Origin of the sequence: Collinsella sp. 1033st1_E11_1033SCRN_220408 (assembly GCF_039062465.1) — a bacterium.
GTDB lineage: Bacteria > Actinomycetota > Coriobacteriia > Coriobacteriales > Atopobiaceae > Parolsenella.
Genome location: NZ_JBCLNF010000017.1, coordinates 1 through 18,538, shown reverse-complemented (window position 1 = coordinate 18,538; position 18,538 = coordinate 1). Strand labels below are relative to the sequence as shown.

Here is an 18,538-nt window from a genome sequence, read left to right as displayed (position 1 = left end):
CTGCGGAGTAGTCCGTGGGAGAGCAGGACGTCGCTGACCAACGAGGGGCATTTGCGTGCCGAGGGCCCCGTCACCCGGGTGGTGGCGGGGCCCTCTTTTTCTGTACGGGGGCCGGATGCGCGGGTCAAACCAACGGTGACATAGGAGAGCATGAGTGTCCATGCGGCTTTAAATGCGGTTACGTCATTCTTTTGTCTCTTATGGTGTTCTATCGGTTTCTGGTTATGTGCCTGTATTTTGGCATGATTTCTCGTGATTTGACGCTCTGAAGGACTTTAAACGCCCCGCTGGCATGCTTGAAGGCTCCGGATGCCGAAATTAATGAACAGCTAACGAAATGTTGGGCGCTAAGCTTCAGGATGATTTGATACTGATTCTGCAAGCTTTGGGTGAACGCTCTTGAGGTCCGCGACGGCAGAGGCCGTGCGTCGTGGTGCGTGTTCGCGGGTTTGGAGGACGCATGGCAAGCACGAGGATCACCGTAAAGGACATCGCGCAAATGGCCGGCGTTTCGGTTGCGACGGTGTCTCGTGTAATCAACCAAAATGGTAGGTTCTCTGCTGAGACCGAGCGCCGCGTGCGCAAGATCATCGAAGAGTACGATTACCAGCCTAATCAGCTAGCCAAGGGCCTGCGTCAGAGGCATAACTCTGCAGTTGGCATCATCGTTCCGAACATCGCCAACGAGTTCTTCTCGTCAATGATTCTTGCGATGCAAACGAAGCTGTTCGAGAGCGGCTATGCCAGCATGATTTACAACACGAACGCTTCCCTTGATCTCGAGCGGCAGTGTCAGGCGCTACTCGCGGCTCAAAGCGTTTCGGGCGTTATCGCCGTAAACAGTCTGGATGATGTACGCTCGACTCTCAAGAGATCCGTGCCTACGGTCTATGTAGATCGCTTCGTGAGCGAGGAGGCGGACGCCGGCAAGGTCGCCTGTATTTCGTCCGACAACGAGCGAAGCGGACGACTCGCGGCGCGCGAGCTACTGAACGGCGGGTGCGTCAGTCCGGCGTTGATTCAGGCGCGCGAGGACTCTCCCATCACTAAGATTCGTACGCAGGGCTTTTTTGATGAGCTGCGAGCAGCTGGTGTGGAGCTGAAGCCTGAGTTAGTGCGATCGTCCGCCGTGACTTCGTTTGACCGAGGCTACGAGCTTATGTGTGATCTCATTGAATCCGGACACAAATTCGATGGCGTGTTCTGTCAGGCGGACTGGCTGGCGATGGGCGCCCTTGAGGCGTTGCGTGGACGGGGCATGAGCGTCCCCGCTGATGTTTGTGTCGTTGGACATGACGATATCTCGATCGCACGCTTTGGGCGGCCTCCTCTGACGACGATTCGCCAGGAGCCGCGTGTTCTCGGGGAGAAGGCGGCAGATGCTCTTCTCGGGATGATGAATGACGAGACGCCGGACCAGCTGGTTACGTATGTTCCGGTCGAGATCGTTCGGAGGGAATCGACTCAGCGGGCGTAGGTGCGGGTTGACGCGGCTTTAGCGACGAGTACGCGTAAACACAGGTGCGGGTTGCCGTGGCTGTGGCATCGAGTGCGAGTAAGTACGGGTCAGCGTGGCCGTAGTGCTTGGCGCGCGTGGGTTCGGACTGGCGCGGCTTTGGTACCGAGCGCACATGAGCATGAGCGGGTTGGGTTGTGGTACCAGGCGCTCATAAGTGTCGCGAAGGCGTGAACGAAACATTATGCGCGCAAACGTTTACCCAAACGGTTACCGACAAATAATGAACCGCTAGCCGAGCGATCTCGGCGACAAACGCGGCTGCGCTGGCATGGAGTGCGTAAACGTTTACGCTTTAAGTGGTTAGAAAGTCCCTTGAGCTTGGTCGCTATGAGTAAACGTTTACTTAAAGATCTGCCGTAAACGAACGAAGCAATGCCGATGAGCCTTCGACGGAACGTGCACGAGAAGGAGAGAAGAATGAACAGGCCCCTTATGGCTCCGTCCCTTATGTGCATGGACCCGATGAACGTCGCTCGTGATATCAGCGTCATGGACGAGCACTTTGACCTCTATCATGTCGACGTTATGGACTCTCACTTCTGTCCCAACATGGCTTTGACGCCGCAGTTCGCCAACACGCTGCGCAAGCACAGCTCGCTTCCCATGGATGTTCATCTCATGGTCGAAGACCCCGTGATGTTCACAGAGATGTTTGAGCTTGGTCCCGATGACTGCCTGTCATACCAGGCGGAGACCGTCGAGCGCAATGCCTTCCGCCTCTATGAACGCGCGCGTCAGCTTGGCGTGAAGTTTGGAATCGTGCTCAGCCCGATGACTCCGCTTTCTTCAATCGAGACGATTTGCGAACGCATCGACATCCTTACGATCATGACCATCGACACGGGCTTTGCAGGGCAGAAGGTCATTCCGGAGACGCTCGCCAAGATCGAGGCGGCCCGCAAGCTTCGCGAGAATCGAGGCTGCCACTTTAAGATTCAGGTTGACGGCGGAGTTAAGCAGGCCACTTTCAAGACGTTCCAGCAGGCCGGCGCTGACATCCTCATCGTGGGCAACTCGGGCCTGTTCTCGCTCGACCCGAGCCTTCCGCTTGCTATTGAGAAGTACAAGTTGGCGTTCAAGGCAGAGACGGGCATTGACCTCGATGGTCCGGACGAGCCGGAGCCTCTTCGCTTCTGCGCATAAATCTCCTCGGAATAGATGAGTGGCCCGACGCTGGCTAACGTTCTAGCGCCCGGCCGCATTCGTTTTGCCGTCTGGAGCGGGCGAGCGAGTGAGTCTTCGGCGATATGGGATTCCGCGATATGGGATTCCAGTTGCTTGTCTCGCCACGGGGCCGTGGCGTGATTAAGTGTCCGCATGGGAGAGGATAATGGCCAAAAGGAGGCCATATGATCTACTTCACCTCGGATACGCACTTCGGCCATGAAAACGTTATTAGGTTTGTCGGCCGTCCCTATGAGACGGTCGCGCAGATGAACCGCGCGCTCGTGGCAAACATTAACGCACGAGTTCTACCTAGGGATGAGTTGTATATCCTGGGGGATTTTTCGTTTCGGATCACGGCTGAGGACGCCAAGGCAATTCGCGAGCAGATCAGGTGCGAGCGCGTCCATCTTATCCCGGGCAATCACGACAAGGATTGGGGCTCAAAGGGGCTGGCGGGCACATTTGACGTGATGTCGCCAATCTCGCGCCTCAAGGTGAATGGCCATAAATACATCCTTTCGCACTATCCGTTGGTGGATTGGGAGGCTATGGAGCGCGGCTCGGTGATGCTGCATGGGCACATTCACAGCCGGGGCCCAGACTACAACGAGTTAAATCGTATGCAGGGCATTTATCGCTATGACGTGGGCGCGGACGCGAACGGGCTTAGACCGGTTTCGATTGAGGAGATCGACACATGGTTTGCCGGCGTCGAGAACGCGGGCATAGCTCGTTGGCAAAGTTGGGTTGCGCCCAATCCGGGGCCTGCGCGAGACATCGCGCGGTCTCTGCTCGTCGATGAGCTGGAGAGGGAGCCGGACAGGCATCCGGCGAACTAGAAAGGAGCGGCATGGCCGTCTTTGTAACGGGCGATATCCACGGTGGATGCGACATGCAGAAGCTCTATGACTGGGATTCGACGGTGGGCGAGTCCCTCGATGCGGATGATTACCTCATTGTCGCCGGGGACTTCGGCTATCCGTGGGATTACTCTCTCGGCGAGTGCGATGAAATTGCCTGGCTCGAGGCGCGCCCCTACAACGTGCTGTTTGTTGACGGCAATCACGAGCAGTTCGCCCACTGGGAGACTCGTCCGCTTGAGATGTGGCGCGGCGGCCTTACGCAGCGTCTCTCGGAGGACTCGCCGATTCGCAGGCTTTGTCGTGGCGAGCTGTTTGAACTCGGCGGCTCGCGCGTCTTCGTGTTGGGCGGGGCCGCAAGTACGGATATGGACTGGCGCACGCCTGGCATCGACTGGTGGCCTCAAGAACTGCCCTCTGAGAAGGAGCTGACGCATGCGGACGAGGTGCTTGCGGGTTGTGACTGGAAAGTTGACTACGTAATCACGCATACATGTTCGAATCGGATGCTGTCACATGCGCTCTACCCGGATAAGACCTGGCAAACTCCGGAGCGTGATCGCTTCACGGGGTATCTCGATACCCTTGAAGACCGGTTGTCGTTTAGGCGTTGGTATTTCGGCCACTTCCATCGAGATCGCGACTTGGACGATGCGCATACTGTGCTCTATAACGAGGTGGTGCGCTTGGGTGACGGCGTATTCGGGTAGAACTCCACGTATATGCGTCGAAGGGAGCTTTTATGTGCACGAGCGTTAGGTTTACCAGCAAGAACGGTTCCATGTACCTCGGCCGCAATCTCGATTGGAGCTGCGGCTATGGCGAGCGCGTGCGCGTGATGCCCAAGGGGTTTCCCGTGCGTTATCGCTTCCTTGACGATGCGCCTTCTGCGCACGCGGTAATCGGTATGTGCGTTGACTTCCAGAACCTGCCGATGTTCTTTGATTGCGGCAACGATGCCGGCCTTGCTGTTGCCGGTCTTAACTTCCCCGGCTTTGCGGAATACGCCGAGGGCCCCGCGGAGACGGGGAGAAACGTCTGCGCCTACGAGCTCCCGATGTGGATTGCCGCGAACTTCTCGAGCGTGAATGAGGTCGTTGCCGCGCTTGAGGGCACCACGGTCGTCGGTGTGCCCGCGGGCGAGGGGCTCGGCGTCTCTTACCTGCACTGGATCGTGGGAGACGCGACTCGCAGTATCGTCATCGAATGTCGTGCGGATGGCATGCACGTGCTCGATGATCCCGTTGACGTTCTTGCGAATCAGCCTTCGCTTGAGTGGCACCTCGAGAACCTCCGCAGCTATATCACCGCGACGAGCGATGCTCCCGCTCCCGCGAAGTGGCGTCGTGCCGAGCTTGCCCCCTATGGTGCTGGTGCCGGCATGCGTGGAATCCCTGGTGACTCGTATTCTCCTTCGCGCTTCGTTAAGGCCGCTTTCCTCAATGCCAACTATCCCGATAAAGAGAGCGAACACGATAACGTCATCCGCATGTTTCGTACGCTCGAGGGTGTGGCCATGGTCGAGGGTTCGGCGCGCATGACGAACGGTGACCTGGAGAAGACCCTCTATACCAGCTGCTTCTCTGCCGAGACGGGCTGCTATTACTACAACACGTACGAGGACCTCGCGATTCGTTGCGTGAGCCTCGCGGATGCCGAGGGGGCACCCGTGGACAAGCTCGTGTGTCCGGATCCTGCCAGGATTGATGGTTAAGCGCGGCGCTGGGCCGGGCGCCTTTCGGGGCGTGGGTGGATCGAATGGGGGAGGCGGGCGGACGTCGCCTCGCATAAAGGCTCTCGTGAGCCTGCTCGCCCTTGCGGTTGCCGCACTGCTTTCCGTTGCGGGCGTTGGCGGAGGCTCGAGGCTTGGCGGCTCGGGCATATGGCCCAACGCGGTCGCGAGGACGGAAATCGCGTCTACCGCGTTGCCCTCGTCCGTTGCGGACCAACTGACGGATGCCCCTGCGAGTCAGGTCCAGGCTGCGCGGGCGGGCGAGTTGCGTTTCCGCAGGGCGGATCGACTCTCCTCGCACTTCGGGAAGCATGGAGCAGAGGTCGGGTGTTCTACGGAGTCGGAATATGTCGCCGCAGCCAATGCCGTGGTGGCGAATGATGCCGTCCTCCATAAGGAGGAGGCGGACGGTGACGATATCTACTATCTTGAGGAGACGGGCGAGCTCGTCGTCGTTTCGACGAAGGGGTATATTCGCACCTACTTCATTTCTGACCTCGACTATTTTGGACGACAGTGAGCGTGGACAGCGTGATGAATGAGATGGCGGGCACCGTGGCGCCGGGCGAGATGGGCTTGACGCTTCCCGAGGGGGTTGAGCTTCGCCTCGTTGACGGGCGGCTCACGCTTATGGCGGACGGGATGGAGCTCGCGGAGGACTTCCGCGAGATGCTTCCGCGCCTGCGTCCCGACCGCCTTGGTCGCGAGCTTCTCGTAAAGGCCGTGCGCGTGCGCGGCGTTGAGGGGATTCGCGTCTTTGATGCGACGGCGGGCCTGGGCGAGGATTCGTTGCTGCTCGCCGCTGTCGGCTTTTCCGTGACGATGTGCGAGGGCGATCCCGTTATCGCCGCGCTCCTTGCCGACGGGCTCAGGCGCGCGGTGGATGATCCCGAGTTGTCGGGCATCGTGGGGCGCATGAGCCTCGTTGAGGGCGATTCCATCGAGATCCTCCCCTCGCTTACGGAGGCGCCCGACGTGGTCTATCTCGATCCGATGTTCCCGGCGCGCACGAAGAGCGCCGCGGTGAAGAAGAAGTTCCAGCTCTTGCATCGGCTTGAGTCTCCCTGTGCGGACGAGGCTTCCCTCATGGACGCGGCGTTGGCCGCGCGCCCGCGAAAGATCGTCGTCAAGCGGCCGATTAAGGCGCCGGTGCTGGCCGGGGTTCGCCCGAGCCACAGCATCTCCGGCAAGGCGGTTAGGTATGACGTCATCGTGCCGGCATAGCGCACGTCCGTAAAACCCGCAAGGGAGGGGGCAACCCCTTTCGAAAGGTGACAAGGGGACAGTCCCTTTGTCACCTTTGCTGGCCTTCCGTTCGCGTAGGGTGCGCGGCCTCCTGTCGAGTGGGCGGCACGTGCTCTTTACATAACATGTAGGCTTGTCTTCACGGAAGCGGAAGAAGGGGAGCTAATGGCTAAATCCGACGTAACGGTATTCCTGAATGCGACGGTCCTTGATGGCACCGAGCATATGGAGCCGCAGCGTGGTATGGCGGTAACGGTCGAGGGTGGCAAAATCGCCCGCATCGAGCCATCCGCCGTGGCTCGTGTTGCCGAGGGTGCGAAAACGATCGATCTCGATGGCGCGTTTTTGTTGCCTGGCCTCATCAACATGCATGTGCATTTTTGCGGCTCTGGCAAGCCTGTGAGCTCGGGAGATGCTGGCAGTCTCATGTCGAAGCTGGACAATCCGGTGGGTCGCGCGATTTTGCGCCGCATCATCAAGGGTTCTGCGCAGCAGCAGCTTGCCAGCGGCGTCACCACGGTGCGCGGCGCCGGAGACCCGCTCTTTGCAGACATCGCCGTTCGCGACGCTATCGAGGCTGGTCGCTACGTTGGTCCTCGCATTGTCGCTCCCGGTACGGGCGTTACCGTTCCGGGCGGCCACGGCGCCGGCCTCTTCGCCATGGTGGCGGATACTCCCGAGCAGGCTGCCCGGCAGGTGCATGACATCGCCGCGCATGGCGCCGACGTAATCAAGCTCTTCGTGACGGGTGGCGTATTTGACGCCACCGAACCGGGTGAGCCCGGCGTGCTGCGCATGTCTCCCGAGATTGCGGCGGCGAGTTGCAAGGCGGCTCACGAACTGGGCCTTCCCGTCATGGCACACGTTGAGAGCAGCGAGGGCGTGCGTGTGGCTCTTGCTGCCGGCGTTGACACCATCGAGCACGGTGCCGAGATGGACGATGAAATTCGCGAGCTCTATAAGGGGGCTGCCGGGACGCAGCTGACGGGCCGCCCGGCGTCTGTCACCTGCACAATCTCGCCGGCACTGCCCTTTGTCCTGCTTGCGCCCGAGAAGACGCACTCGACGGAAGTGCAGAAGATCAACGGCGACATCGTCTGCAACGGCATCATCAACAGCGCTCGCGAGGCGCTGGAGGCCGGCATTCCCGTTGGCCTTGGTACGGATTCGAGCTGCCCATACGTCACGCAATATGACATGTGGCGCGAGGTTGCCTACTTCGCCAAGTATGCCGGCGTCTCCAATGCCTTCGCGCTTCACACGGCAACGCAGGTCAATGCTGGGCTTTTGGGTCTTGGTGACGTGACGGGCACCGTCGAGGTGGGCAAGGACGCCGATCTTCTCGCCGTCGCAGGCGATCCTCTCGTCGACCTTTCGGCTCTGCGCGCCCCGTTGCACGTGATGGCTCGCGGCAGGCTTGCGGATAAGCTCAAGGTCAAGCACATTGCCGAGCTTGATCGGGAACTTGACTGGATTCTCGACCAGCCTGTTGAGCACTAGGTTCTCAGCGATTGCCCGTGGTGTAGCCGTGGGTTGATAAGGCGGCCCGTCGAGCGCGGGCCGCTTTTTTGTATCGGATGCGAGCTTCCACCTTGCGCCGCGGGCGTGCGGTTGCTTGCGACGCGGGCGGTCTATTCGCGAGCGGGCGGATGCTTGTGACGCGAGTGGGCCTCGTCTTGCATCACGAGCGAGCTATCCGCGAGCGCGTGACTATTTGCGTCGCGGGTGGGGCTGTTTGTTTCGTGCGTGAGCCCCGCCATGCGCCGAGCGCGTGCAGCTCTTTGCATGATGTTCCGTAGCTCATTTTGCTCTGCGCGGTCAACTTTTTTCTGCGAGTGCTTGAGAGTTTTCAACACCAGACACGAGGCTCGTACCTGCGGTGTTGGTGTTTGTTTGACGCGTCTTGGCATGTTTTTGCGTTTTCTGGTTTGGAACGTGTCTGATACGAGTTTGAGCGCGTGGGACTTTCTTGGCGCAGAGGCCTTCGAGCCCTCCTTTTCCCCGTACCCTCGGGATGAGCGGAGGCCGTGCGTTCATGGTGGCGCGCATGCCCTCCGCTTCATTCGAAGGGAGGAATATGAGCACGTATGATCTGGTCCAGGAGGACGTCGCAGATGTGTTTGAGCGTTGGGCGGATAGGGACGCCCCGTATTTCGAGACCTCACGACTCTTGTTCGAGTACCTCGTGATGCCCGCGGCGGAGTATCTGGAGAGCCCGCCGGAGCCGCTTCTCGAGCAGACGAGTCTCGCCTATACGGAGTGGCTGCTGTTCGAGTATCCCATTGACGGCCTGCATACGCCCATAGAGCTCTACGCGATGATGCCGTCAGGCATGGTGTCGGAAAGCCGAGCGGGGCGCATCGAGCAAGTGGCGCGAACGCAGCGCTTCTCCCAGTTTGCCTTGGGGGAGAAGAACCCGAGGGAGGGAACGGTTCGCGTGCGAGATGTGAATTCGGGAGATGAGCTCGAGCTGTGCTGCCCCGATGCGGCAACGCGCCACAAATGGAAGAGGGGACTTCTGGGGACTCGGATTGCGCTGGTGAACGGCTCGTGGGCCTGCGTTGGGGGCGTGAAGTTCTATGACCGTGCGCCGGATGCGGACCCGAGCCTCAGGGATAGGCCGACGGACATCGACTGCGTCACGGGTAGCTTTTACCTCGATCTTTTGCGAGAGACCATCGGAATTGACGGGGCGTATTTCGACAGCTTGAACCTGGTGCGCCTGGGATAGACGTGCTGTTCGCGAGGAATTGGACCTTCTGCGGGGCCGCGCCTGGGGCAGCCTGCCCGCTCCGGTACGTCCAAGAGCGCTGAAACGATCGCACCTAGTGCGCGTGGGATGAAGGGAGATGCTGCCGCTGCCGCACAGGCGGGTAATCCCGTATCATCGTGAGGATGAAAAGGCCGCGTTTGCCCGCGGGGACGGGCCGCGCGCTTCGATGAAAGGGAACCACATGATAAAGGACATCGTGAAGGACGAGGAGTTCCTCTCCAAGCCGGCGGAGCCCGCTACTCCCGAGGATGCGGATGTTGCCCAGGACCTGCTCGATACCATGGCCGCCAATGAGGATTGCGCTGGCCTCGCTGCCAACCAGATTGGCTCGACCAAGGCCATCATCGCCTTCCTTGGTGCCCATGGTCCGCAGGTTATGTATAACCCCAAGATTGTTGCCACGATGGTGCCGTACAAGGTCAGCGAGGGTTGTCTCTCGCTCGATCGCGAGACCGTGGTCCAGCGTTTCCAGCTGATTCGCGTCCAGTTTGACGCCCTGGTCGACGGCAAGTTCGAGTCCCGCACGCGCAAGCTCACCGGTTGGGTCGCCGAGGTTGTCCAGCATGGCGTTGACCACTGTGCTGGCAAGCTGGTCTAACTGGTAGGTAGGTCTGGCGTCGGGCGCGCTGACCGCGCAGATGATGACGAGGGGACGGTTCCTTTGGGGCCGTCCCTTTTCTGTTTGGCGGGTGTGACCCGAGGCGACGTGGAGTGTCTGAAACCACATGCGCTGCCGTGACGTGGCCTGGGCTGGTCATGTGCGGGCGCGAGGTGGTCGCGGGGGTCTCCGCGCGGGCCTGGCTAGCGCGATGCTTCCGTTGAGGCAGACATGACTGCCGAAAGTCCGTGCACATGCGGAATGGGAGAAGGAAGTTCAATTCAATGTGCTAGTATTACCGAGAAATTGAACTAATGATGCATATAGTTCAATTTCAGTGCTACAGCGCATACAAAATTGAACTTATGCGTTCGAAAGCAGGTTGGGCCCGTGGCAAGCTGAGGCCTGGGCGCAAGGCTCGACGGCAAGCCGAGGCCCGGGAGCAAGGTCTGGCGGCAAGGAGGCTTGGAGGATCATGGGTCGGGAGAAGTTCTCGGAACGCCTTAGACAGGCGATGGACGTGGCCGGACTCAAGCAGGCGGACCTCGTGCGCCTTGCTGGCGAGCGCGGCTCGAAGCTGGGAAAGAGTCAGGTCAGCCAATATGTCTCCGGTAAGGTCACTCCGCGCCTCGCCACTCTTACCCTTGTCGCTGACCTTCTCGGCGTGAGTCCAGCTTGGCTCGACGGCACTTCTGCCGTTGGTGGCCCCTCGGGCGCTTCTGACGCGGCGACTGCGCGAGCTACCGTGCGGCATACGGCCGCTTATACCTCGAACGCTACATCTGACCAGCAGATTTCAAATAAAGGGAGCATCCTCATGCGCCAGTTCAAGAAGTCCAACAAGCTCGACAACGTGCTCTATGACGTTCGTGGCCCGGTCGTTGACGAGGCGGCACGCATGGAGGCGGAGGGCGAGCGAATTCTCAAGCTCAACATCGGCAACCCGGCGCCGTTCGGCTTCCGCACGCCCGACGAGGTCGTGAAGGACATGCGCCAGCAGCTCACCGAGTGCGAGGGCTACTCTGACTCGCGCGGCCTGTTCTCCGCCCGCAAGGCGATCATGCAGTATGCGCAGCTCAAGCATCTGCCCAACGTGGACATGGAGCACATCTACACCGGCAACGGCGTTTCCGAGCTCATCCAGCTGTCCATGCACGCCCTGCTTGATGACGGTGACGAGGTCCTCATCCCCAGCCCCGACTATCCGCTGTGGACCGCCTGTGCCACGCTTGCCGGCGGCAATCCCGTTCACTACATCTGCGACGAGCAGGCCGAGTGGATGCCGGACATCGCCGACATGGAGTCCAAGGTCACGAGCCGTACCAAGGCCATTGTCATCATTAACCCGAACAACCCCACCGGCGCCGTCTATTCGCGCGAGGTGCTCGAGGAAATCGTTGATGTCGCCCGCCGTCACCAGCTCATGATCTTCTCGGACGAGATCTATGACCGTCTGTGCATGGACGGCGTTGAGCACACTTCCATCGCGTCGCTTGCTCCGGACCTACCGTGCGTGACCTTCTCCGGCCTTTCGAAGAGCCACATGATCGCGGGCTACCGTATCGGTTGGATGATTCTGTCTGGCAACCTTCGCTGCATGAGCGACTTCATCCTGGGCGTGAACATGCTCTCTAACATGCGCCTTTGCTCGAACGTGCCGGCGCAGTCCATCGTGCAGACGGCGCTTGGCGGATACCAGAGCGTCGAGACGTACGTGCGTCCGGGCGGCCGTGTCTGCGATCAGCGCGACTTCATTTGGCGCGCGCTCAACGAGATCGACGGCATCACGGCCGTGAAGCCCAAGGCGGCGTTCTACATCTTCCCGAAGATCGACGTGAAAAAGTTCAATATCACGGATGACGAGCAGTTCGCGCTCGACCTTCTCCATGACAAGAAGATTCTGATCACGCGCGGCGGCGGCTTCAACTGGGACGAGCCCGATCACTTCCGTATCGTCTATCTGCCGCGCATCGAGGTTCTGGCCGAGTGCATGGATGACCTCGCCGACTTCCTGACCACCTATCGTCAGGAGTAGCTCGCCGCCTTGCTGCGGCGTTTCGGTGGAGGAATGCCGCAGCACGCGTTGGTGCAGCTTACAGGCCATATACTAGTTCGCCGTGCTGGGCACCCCGGGAGGGGTAAGACGAATGACACAGATGATCAGAGTTGAGGAATCCGGCACGCGGCGCGGGAGCGCCACATTCGCCCGAGGGGCGCAAGAAGGAGACACTATGTCTGAGTTCGAGAATGACGAGATGCTAAACGACGAGGTCGAGACCACGGTCGACGCTGACGAGGAGATCCTCGAGGCCGACGACGAGCTTCTCGACGAGACCGAGACCGATGACGTCGACGCCGCCGAGGCTGCCGACGAGACCGAGGACGTCCCCGCGCAGGATCCGGATGACGCTCTCTTCGATAAGGCCAACAAGGCCGCCCGCCTGCTTCGCTGCCGCCGCGCCGTCCAGCGCCGCGAGCAGGAGGAGAAGGGCAACCAGGCCAGCTCGCTGGTCCGCGCGCTCAAGCTCCTGCAGCTCAAGCCCAAGATGGAGCAGAAGGAGATGTCCGAGCTTCTCGGCATGCGCCTTCGCGAGCTCGACGCCATGATGGCCGAGGCCGAGGAGAAGGACCTCGTTGCCCGCGTCGAGCCGTCTGAGCCCGACATGCGCAAGATCGTCGTCATGGCCGACGATGACGCCGTCGAGCGTGCCGAGGCCGAGGAGAGCAAGGGCGAGAACCTCGTCCCGGGCCTCTCCGACGAGGAGCGCGAGCAGCTCGTGGCCCTGCTCGACAAGGTCATTAACCCGCTCGTGGCTCTTGGCCTCGACGAGGATCGCGAGGAGCGCGGCGGTTTCCACGGCAAGCGCGATGACCGCGGCCCGCGTGGTGGCTTCGGTGGCCGTGGCGGCGACCGTGGCGGCGATCGCGGTGGCTTCCGTGGCGGCGACCGTGGTGGTAACCGCGGCGGCTTCGGTGGCCGTGGTGGCGATCGTGGTGGCGATCGTGGTGGCTTCCGTGGCAATGACCGCGGCGGCTTCCGCGGCGGCGATCGCGGTGGCTTCCGCGGCAACGATCGTCCCGGCGACCGTGGTGGCTTCGGTGGCCGTGACTCCCGTGGCGGCGACCGTGGCGGCTATCGTGGTGGCAATGACCGCGGCGGCTTCCGCGGCAACGATCGTCCCGGCGACCGCGGTGGCTACCGTGGCGGCAACGATCGTCCCGGCGACCGCGGTGGCTACCGTGGCGGCAACGACCGCGGCGGCTACCGTGGCGGCAACCGCTACTAAGAGCGCTCCGCTCCCATAGCTCGTGACTGAAGGCGTCCGGGGCCGTATGGCTTCGGACGCCTCTTGTTGTTGGGTGCGGGAGGTGGGCGAGCCGCGCGAGCGGTTTGGGCGGCGTGTCGCGCCGGCGGGCTACACACGCTACGCGGGCGATTCGGGCGGCGTGCCGTGACGGCGGGCTACACGCGCCGCGCGGGCGATCCGGATACTCTACCGCGGCGGTGGGTATAACGTCGTGATATGCTGCAATCTTTGGTCCTTGAGCGGCATTTGCGGCGTTGAGGTACGAATTGAAGGGAGAGGCGACAATGACCGATTGGCTTTCGCGCATGTTCGTGCGCGATTATGGTCGCGTGAATGACCCGGGCGTGCGCGTCTCCTATGGCATCATGGCGGGCGTTGTCGGCATTGTGCTGAACGTGGCCCTTTGTGTCGCGAAGGCCGCCGTGGGTGTGGCGGCTGGTTCGGTCTCAATCGTGGCAGACGCCGTCAACAACCTCTCGGATGCTTCGAGCAACATCGTGACGCTTACGGGCTTCAAGCTCGCAAGCAAACCCGCTGACTCCGGGCATCCGTACGGCCACGGGCGCTTCGAATACCTCGCCGGGCTGGTTGTGGCCGTTCTTGTGACTGCGGTTGGCTTTGAGATTATTCGCGGCGGCATCTCGCGCATCATCGATCCCGAGCCTGTCGAGGTGAGCCTTCCGCTGCTCGTCGTCATGTTGCTCTCCATCGCCGCAAAGGCGTGGATGATGAGCTTCAACAAGAAGCTGGGAGACCGCATCGAGAGTGAGACTTTGGCCGCCACGGCGATTGACTCGCGCAACGACGTCATCACCACGACGGCGGTTCTCGTGTGCGCGCTTGTCTCGCGTTTCACGGGCCTTGAGCTTGATGGTTGGGCGGGCCTTGCCGTTGGCATATTCGTGCTGGTGAGCGGCCTCGCGCTTGTCCGCGATACGGTGAACCCGCTCCTGGGCGAGGCACCCTCTCAAGAGATGGTCGACCGCGTCGTGGCCCTCGTGCTGGCGACCCCAGGCATCCTTGGCGTGCATGACCTCATGATTCACGATTACGGCCCGGGGAGGAAGGTCGCGAGCGCCCACGCGGAGATGGATTCGCGCACGAGCTTGCTTACCGCGCACACGACGCTCGACGGCATCGAGCGTCGTGTTGCGTTCGAGACGGGCATCACCCTCACGCTACACTGCGACCCAATCGATGTGAGCCAGGTGCGCAAACGCCCGAAAGCTGGCGACGCACCTGCGGGCCGGCACAAGTAGGCGTCGTGGCCCTACTTGCGCAGGGCGCGCTCGATGGTGTCCTTGAGGTCGCCGATGCCGGTACCGGCGGTCGAGGAGACGAGGACCCAGGGAACCTCGGGCTCAAGCTCGAACTGCTTGCGGAGCATCGCTGCCTGCGTGAGGCCCTTCGAGCGGCTGAACTTATCCGCCTTGGTGAAGGCGACGCAGTAGGGAAGGCCGAGGCTCTCGAGGTAGCCGATCATCTGGAGATCGAGTGGGCTCGCGTCATGGCGGATGTCCACGAGGGCGACCACGAGCTTGAGGTTACGCTCGCCCTCGAAGTAGCCCTCCATGAGATTGTTCCAGCGCTCCTGCTCTGTGGCGTTGACGCGCGCGAAGCCGTAGCCGGGCAGATCGACGAAGTCCACGTTGCCGATGGCAAAGAAGTTGATGGTCGTGGTCTTACCCGGCTTGGAGGAGACCTTGACGAGATCCTTGCGGCCGAAGAGCTTGTTCATGAGCGAGGACTTGCCCACGTTCGAGCGGCCGACGAAGGCGATTTCCGGGCGTCCGGGCTTCGGGAGCTGCTGGGCGGTGCCGGCGCTCATCGTGAACTTTACGAGGTTGTAGTTCATGTCATTTCTCCGTTTCTGAGCGGCGATGCCGCTGGGGCTTCTCTGGGTGCGGTGGGAGGGTTGCGTGGCGCAGCCACGGTTGCGTGGCTGGCGTGTCCGTCGCGGAAAGGCGGGCGCGGCGCGGGCGGCGTTGCCGGCGCGGGCGCCTCGCGCTACTCCGCGAGGTCCTCGGCCGAGCCGGCGCGATAGCGTTTGAAGCTGACCTCGCCCTCGTTCTGCGTAACGTCGAGGTCAACATCGGCGAGGATGCGGAAGTCGTTGTCGCCGTCGACGTCGTGGATGATCTGCGTCACGTGCCAGACGTGGTCCGTGAGCTCGTCTGCCGTATCAATCAGGAAGTATGCGGTAGAGCGGGCGTCCGCGTCGAGCAGAACCTCGTCGTGGGCATCGCGGAACTCCTCCAGGACCTCGCGCCAACGGCGCTCGCCCATGCCAAAGGGCTGGTCGAGCTCGCCGAGCGTGGGGATTTCCTCGGCGGCGAAGAGACGGACGCGGCGCCAGAGGGCGTTGCGCACGAGAATCGTGAGGCCGTGGCGGTCCTGCACGACGGCCTCCTTGGCGCCGGGCGGCAGCTCACCGGGCATCTGGCCGGCAGACTCCCACTCGTCCATAAGGCTGGAGTCCGTGGTGCGGACGATGAAGCCAAGCCAAGCGATGGCATCATCGAGGTAGGGCGTGCGCTTGTCGGGCGGAACCGTGCGGTCGAGGACGCGCCAGGCGTCAGACAGGTAGCGCAGGAGCGTGCCTTCGCTGCGGGAGAGCTTGTAGCGCTGGATGTAGGTCTTGAAGTCCGACATGCTCTCGAGCATGTCGCGGACGACGGACTTGGGGCGCAGGCAGTAGTCGCGCGCCCAGGGGACCTCATCGCAGTAGGTGGCGAAGGCTGCCTCGAGCTCCTCCTCGAGGGGCTTGGGGTAGGTGACGTCCTCGAGCTTCTCCATGCGCTCGTCGTACTCGATGCCTTGCATCTTCATCTCGGCGATGGCACGTCCCTTGGCCTCGCGCTCTTGGGCGCGGAGGACCTGCCATGGGTCCTCGAGCGTGGCCTCCACCATCGACACGAGGTCCATGTCGTAGGTCTCGCTCTCCGGGTCGAGGAGCTCGAGCGCGGCGAGGAGGAACGGCGAAAGCGGCTGGTCGAGGGCGAAGTCCTCGGGTAGGTCGACCGTGAGCGAGTAGCTTGCGGGCGTGGCGAGGGGCGAGGTCGCGGCGGCGGGCAGGAGCAGCTCGAGTTCCTCGGCTGCGGCTTCGGCGGCCTCCGCAGTGGCGGCGCGGTCTGCCTCCGTGGCGTCATCATCCGCGGATAGACCTTCCTCGCGAATGATGACGCCGGCGTCCATGAGGGTGGCGAAAATCTCATCCGCACGGGCGACGAGCTGGACCTTCTCGGCATCAGTCTGGAGGGAGTCCGCGATGAGGCGCATGATTCGGGCGTGCGAGTCGCCACCCTGGCTCGTCTCGGAGAGAACCATCGAGTGCGTTACGCGCATGCGGGGCGTGAGGGTCTCCGGCGCAGCCTCGGCGAGGCGCTCGAAGGTGTCCTTGTTCCAGTTGACGAAGCCCTCCGGCGCGCGCTTCTTCTTCAGCTTGCGGAGCTTCTTGGCGTCGCCGGTGGCCTTGAGCTCGAGCTTTGCGTTTTCGATCTCGTGCTCGGGCGCCTCGGCGATGACGCGGCCCTCCGTGTCGAAGCCCGAGCGGCCGGCGCGGCCGGCGATCTGGTGGAACTCGCGGGCTCGCAGCCGGCGCATGCGGTGGCCGTCGTACTTGGTGAGGGCCGTGAGCAGCACGGTGTGGATGGGCACGTTGATGCCGACGCCCAGGGTGTCCGTGCCGCAGATCACGGGGAGAAGGCCCTGCTGGGCGAGCTTCTCCACGAGGAGGCGGTAGCGCGGGAGCATGCCGGCGTGGTGGACGCCGACACCGCATGAGAGCAGGCGCTGGAGCGTCTTGCCAAAGGCCGTGGTGAAGCGCGTGCCCTTGCAGGCCTCCTTTACGGCATCACGCTGCTCTTTCGTGGTGACGCCGTAACTCGCGAGGGACTGCGCGGTGTTGAGCGCGGCGTCCTGAGCGAAATGGACGATGTAGATGGGGGCGTCTCCCTCGCGTAGGGCGAGCTCGACGGTGGCCTCGAGCGGGGTGTTGACGTATTCGTAGGTGAGCGGCACCGGACGCTCCGCGTCTGTCACGGAGTCGACGGTGCGGCCGGTCTGGCGCTCGAGCGCTCCGGCGATGGCGGAGACGTCGCCAAGCGTGGCGCTCATGAGAAGGAATTGCGTGTTGGGGAGGGTGAGCAGCGGGACCTGCCAGGCCCAGCCGCGGTCCGCCTCGCCGAAGAAGTGGAACTCGTCCATGGCGACGGCAGCGACCTCGCTTGAGGCGCCTTCGCGCAGGGCTTGGTTCGCGAGGATCTCCTCGGTGCAGCAGATAACGGGGGCGTCCGTGTTGATCTGGGTGTCGCCCGTGATCATGCCGACGTTGTCCTTACCGAAGGCGTCGACGAGGTCGAAGAATTTCTCCGAGACGAGCGCTTTGATGGGCGCCGTGTAGTAGGCGCGCTTGTGTTGGCAAATGGCGAGGTAGCATAGGCCGAGTGCGACCATCGACTTGCCCGAGCCCGTGGGCGTGCCGAGGATGACGTGGTCGCCAGCGGCGAGGTCGAGCAGGGCCTCCTCCTGATGAGGCCAGAGTTCGAGGCCGCGGCTCATGCACCAGTCGAGGTAGCGTTCGAGGGCTTCGTCTGCGGTGAGGGGAGCCTCGGGCTCATAGCCCGGCCATTGCTCGGGGTCAAACCACATGTCCGGGACGAGCTCGCCGAGCGAGCCCGGGGCGAACGGGTCTGTGTTCTGCGGGGTGTCGCTGTCGTGCGCGGGGGATTCGGCGGCATGCGGGAAGTCCCCGTTGGCAACGGGGGATCCGGTGGCCTGCGCGTCCGTTATGTTGGCTGTCTGCTCGTCTGCCACGATGCGTCCTTTGAGCTGCGATTGTTTTTCGCACCCAATCTTACCGAACGAGGCGGCCGCTGCCAGGCGCAACGTCTCGGCCCCGCAAAAGCCGCCAAGATGAGCGACCTCGAGAAGTAAATGCGAAATGACGTGGCAAAAATGGGTCACACAAAGTAGAGCGGCCATTTGCGTTTACGAAACCGCAGATAAACGACGTGCGGGTATTTTGTCTACTCGTGGATTGCGGTTTTTGCCACGTCATTTCGACTCCACTATTTGCGTGCGGCGCATGGAGTGCGTCCAAAGCCGTGGAAAGCCGGCGAAAATGGCGACAAGGGTACCGTTTTCAACGCAAGGGGCTCCCGACGGCCGCAATGCGCGCCATGTTTTGCGCGCGCGGCGTTTTGAGAAGCGGTCGATGATGGCGTCACGAGGGAGTGCGCATGCGCCTGTCGCTCTAGGTGTTATGTGCCATGACGTTGTTTACACCGAGTATGCGTGACATCGGAGGCAGGCCCCCGCACGCGCTGTGCGGACGG

General features: G+C 62.1%; 15 protein-coding genes. 13 read left to right on the top strand and 2 right to left on the bottom strand.

Annotation, left to right across the window (positions count from 1 at the left end):
• The first annotated feature begins 460 nt into the window (after positions 1–460).
• The 13 genes from ABCN07_RS07800 (at position 461) to ABCN07_RS07740 (ending at position 14,461) form a co-directional block, all read left to right on the top strand.
• On the top strand, positions 461–1,477 hold the full coding sequence (locus tag ABCN07_RS07800) for a LacI family DNA-binding transcriptional regulator (protein ID WP_343006139.1): 1,017 nt from the start codon (positions 461–463) through the stop codon (positions 1,475–1,477).
• Positions 1,478–1,936: 459 nt separating this feature from the next.
• Positions 1,937–2,662: an allulose-6-phosphate 3-epimerase gene (locus tag ABCN07_RS07795; protein ID WP_343006138.1), complete on the top strand. Its 726-nt coding sequence runs from the start codon at positions 1,937–1,939 to the stop codon at positions 2,660–2,662.
• Between the two features lie 206 nt (positions 2,663–2,868).
• Complete coding sequence (locus ABCN07_RS07790) at positions 2,869–3,525, top strand: metallophosphoesterase (protein ID WP_343006137.1); 657 nt, start codon at positions 2,869–2,871, stop codon at positions 3,523–3,525.
• Positions 3,526–3,536: 11 nt separating this feature from the next.
• Complete coding sequence (locus ABCN07_RS07785) at positions 3,537–4,256, top strand: metallophosphoesterase (RefSeq protein ID WP_343006136.1); 720 nt, start codon at positions 3,537–3,539, stop codon at positions 4,254–4,256.
• A gap of 32 nt (positions 4,257–4,288) precedes the next feature.
• Positions 4,289–5,260, top strand: coding sequence for a choloylglycine hydrolase (gene bsh, locus ABCN07_RS07780; protein WP_343006135.1), 972 nt, complete (start codon positions 4,289–4,291; stop codon positions 5,258–5,260).
• 85 nt (positions 5,261–5,345) lie between these two features.
• On the top strand, positions 5,346–5,798 hold the full coding sequence (locus ABCN07_RS07775) for a hypothetical protein (protein ID WP_343006134.1): 453 nt from the start codon (positions 5,346–5,348) through the stop codon (positions 5,796–5,798).
• Positions 5,795–6,502, top strand: a complete 708-nt coding sequence (locus ABCN07_RS07770; RefSeq protein ID WP_343006133.1) for a class I SAM-dependent methyltransferase — start codon at positions 5,795–5,797, stop codon at positions 6,500–6,502. The genes ABCN07_RS07775 and ABCN07_RS07770 overlap by 4 nt, the downstream gene beginning before the upstream one ends.
• A gap of 186 nt (positions 6,503–6,688) precedes the next feature.
• The gene (locus tag ABCN07_RS07765) at positions 6,689–8,023 is read left to right on the top strand and encodes an amidohydrolase family protein (protein WP_343006132.1); all 1,335 of its coding nucleotides are present in this window, start codon (positions 6,689–6,691) and stop codon (positions 8,021–8,023) included.
• Between the two features lie 577 nt (positions 8,024–8,600).
• Positions 8,601–9,254 (top strand): hypothetical protein, encoded by a 654-nt coding sequence (locus ABCN07_RS07760; RefSeq protein WP_343006131.1) that lies wholly within the window; start codon positions 8,601–8,603, stop codon positions 9,252–9,254.
• Between the two features lie 223 nt (positions 9,255–9,477).
• The gene (locus tag ABCN07_RS07755) at positions 9,478–9,894 is read left to right on the top strand and encodes a peptide deformylase (RefSeq protein ID WP_293815371.1); all 417 of its coding nucleotides are present in this window, start codon (positions 9,478–9,480) and stop codon (positions 9,892–9,894) included.
• A gap of 475 nt (positions 9,895–10,369) precedes the next feature.
• Positions 10,370–11,929 (top strand): aminotransferase class I/II-fold pyridoxal phosphate-dependent enzyme, encoded by a 1,560-nt coding sequence (locus ABCN07_RS07750; RefSeq protein WP_343006130.1) that lies wholly within the window; start codon positions 10,370–10,372, stop codon positions 11,927–11,929.
• Between the two features lie 196 nt (positions 11,930–12,125).
• Positions 12,126–13,181 (top strand): hypothetical protein, encoded by a 1,056-nt coding sequence (locus ABCN07_RS07745; protein ID WP_343006129.1) that lies wholly within the window; start codon positions 12,126–12,128, stop codon positions 13,179–13,181.
• A gap of 305 nt (positions 13,182–13,486) precedes the next feature.
• A complete protein-coding gene (locus ABCN07_RS07740) occupies positions 13,487–14,461 on the top strand; it encodes a cation diffusion facilitator family transporter (protein WP_343006128.1) in 975 nt (324 codons plus the stop codon).
• Between the two features lie 11 nt (positions 14,462–14,472).
• Here ABCN07_RS07740 and yihA read toward each other — a convergent pair whose 3' ends face one another.
• Positions 14,473–15,057 (bottom strand): ribosome biogenesis GTP-binding protein YihA/YsxC, encoded by a 585-nt coding sequence (gene yihA, locus ABCN07_RS07735; protein ID WP_293815383.1) that lies wholly within the window; start codon positions 15,055–15,057, stop codon positions 14,473–14,475.
• Positions 15,058–15,209: 152 nt separating this feature from the next.
• Positions 15,210–17,852: a DUF3516 domain-containing protein gene (locus tag ABCN07_RS07730; protein WP_343006140.1), complete on the bottom strand. Its 2,643-nt coding sequence runs from the start codon at positions 17,850–17,852 to the stop codon at positions 15,210–15,212.
• Positions 17,853–18,538: the final 686 nt, after the last annotated feature.

Coding starts and splice junctions, on each gene's coding strand:
- ABCN07_RS07800 (WP_343006139.1), top strand. CDS start 461: ATGGCAAGCACGAGGATCACCGTAAAGGACATCGCGCAAATGGCCGGC.
- ABCN07_RS07795 (WP_343006138.1), top strand. CDS start 1,937: ATGAACAGGCCCCTTATGGCTCCGTCCCTTATGTGCATGGACCCGATG.
- ABCN07_RS07790 (WP_343006137.1), top strand. CDS start 2,869: ATGATCTACTTCACCTCGGATACGCACTTCGGCCATGAAAACGTTATT.
- ABCN07_RS07785 (WP_343006136.1), top strand. CDS start 3,537: ATGGCCGTCTTTGTAACGGGCGATATCCACGGTGGATGCGACATGCAG.
- bsh (WP_343006135.1), top strand. CDS start 4,289: ATGTGCACGAGCGTTAGGTTTACCAGCAAGAACGGTTCCATGTACCTC.
- ABCN07_RS07765 (WP_343006132.1), top strand. CDS start 6,689: ATGGCTAAATCCGACGTAACGGTATTCCTGAATGCGACGGTCCTTGAT.
- ABCN07_RS07760 (WP_343006131.1), top strand. CDS start 8,601: ATGAGCACGTATGATCTGGTCCAGGAGGACGTCGCAGATGTGTTTGAG.
- ABCN07_RS07755 (WP_293815371.1), top strand. CDS start 9,478: ATGATAAAGGACATCGTGAAGGACGAGGAGTTCCTCTCCAAGCCGGCG.
- ABCN07_RS07750 (WP_343006130.1), top strand. CDS start 10,370: ATGGGTCGGGAGAAGTTCTCGGAACGCCTTAGACAGGCGATGGACGTG.
- ABCN07_RS07745 (WP_343006129.1), top strand. CDS start 12,126: ATGTCTGAGTTCGAGAATGACGAGATGCTAAACGACGAGGTCGAGACC.
- ABCN07_RS07740 (WP_343006128.1), top strand. CDS start 13,487: ATGACCGATTGGCTTTCGCGCATGTTCGTGCGCGATTATGGTCGCGTG.
- yihA (WP_293815383.1), bottom strand. CDS start 15,057: ATGAACTACAACCTCGTAAAGTTCACGATGAGCGCCGGCACCGCCCAG.
- ABCN07_RS07730 (WP_343006140.1), bottom strand. CDS start 17,852: ATGTGGTTTGACCCCGAGCAATGGCCGGGCTATGAGCCCGAGGCTCCC.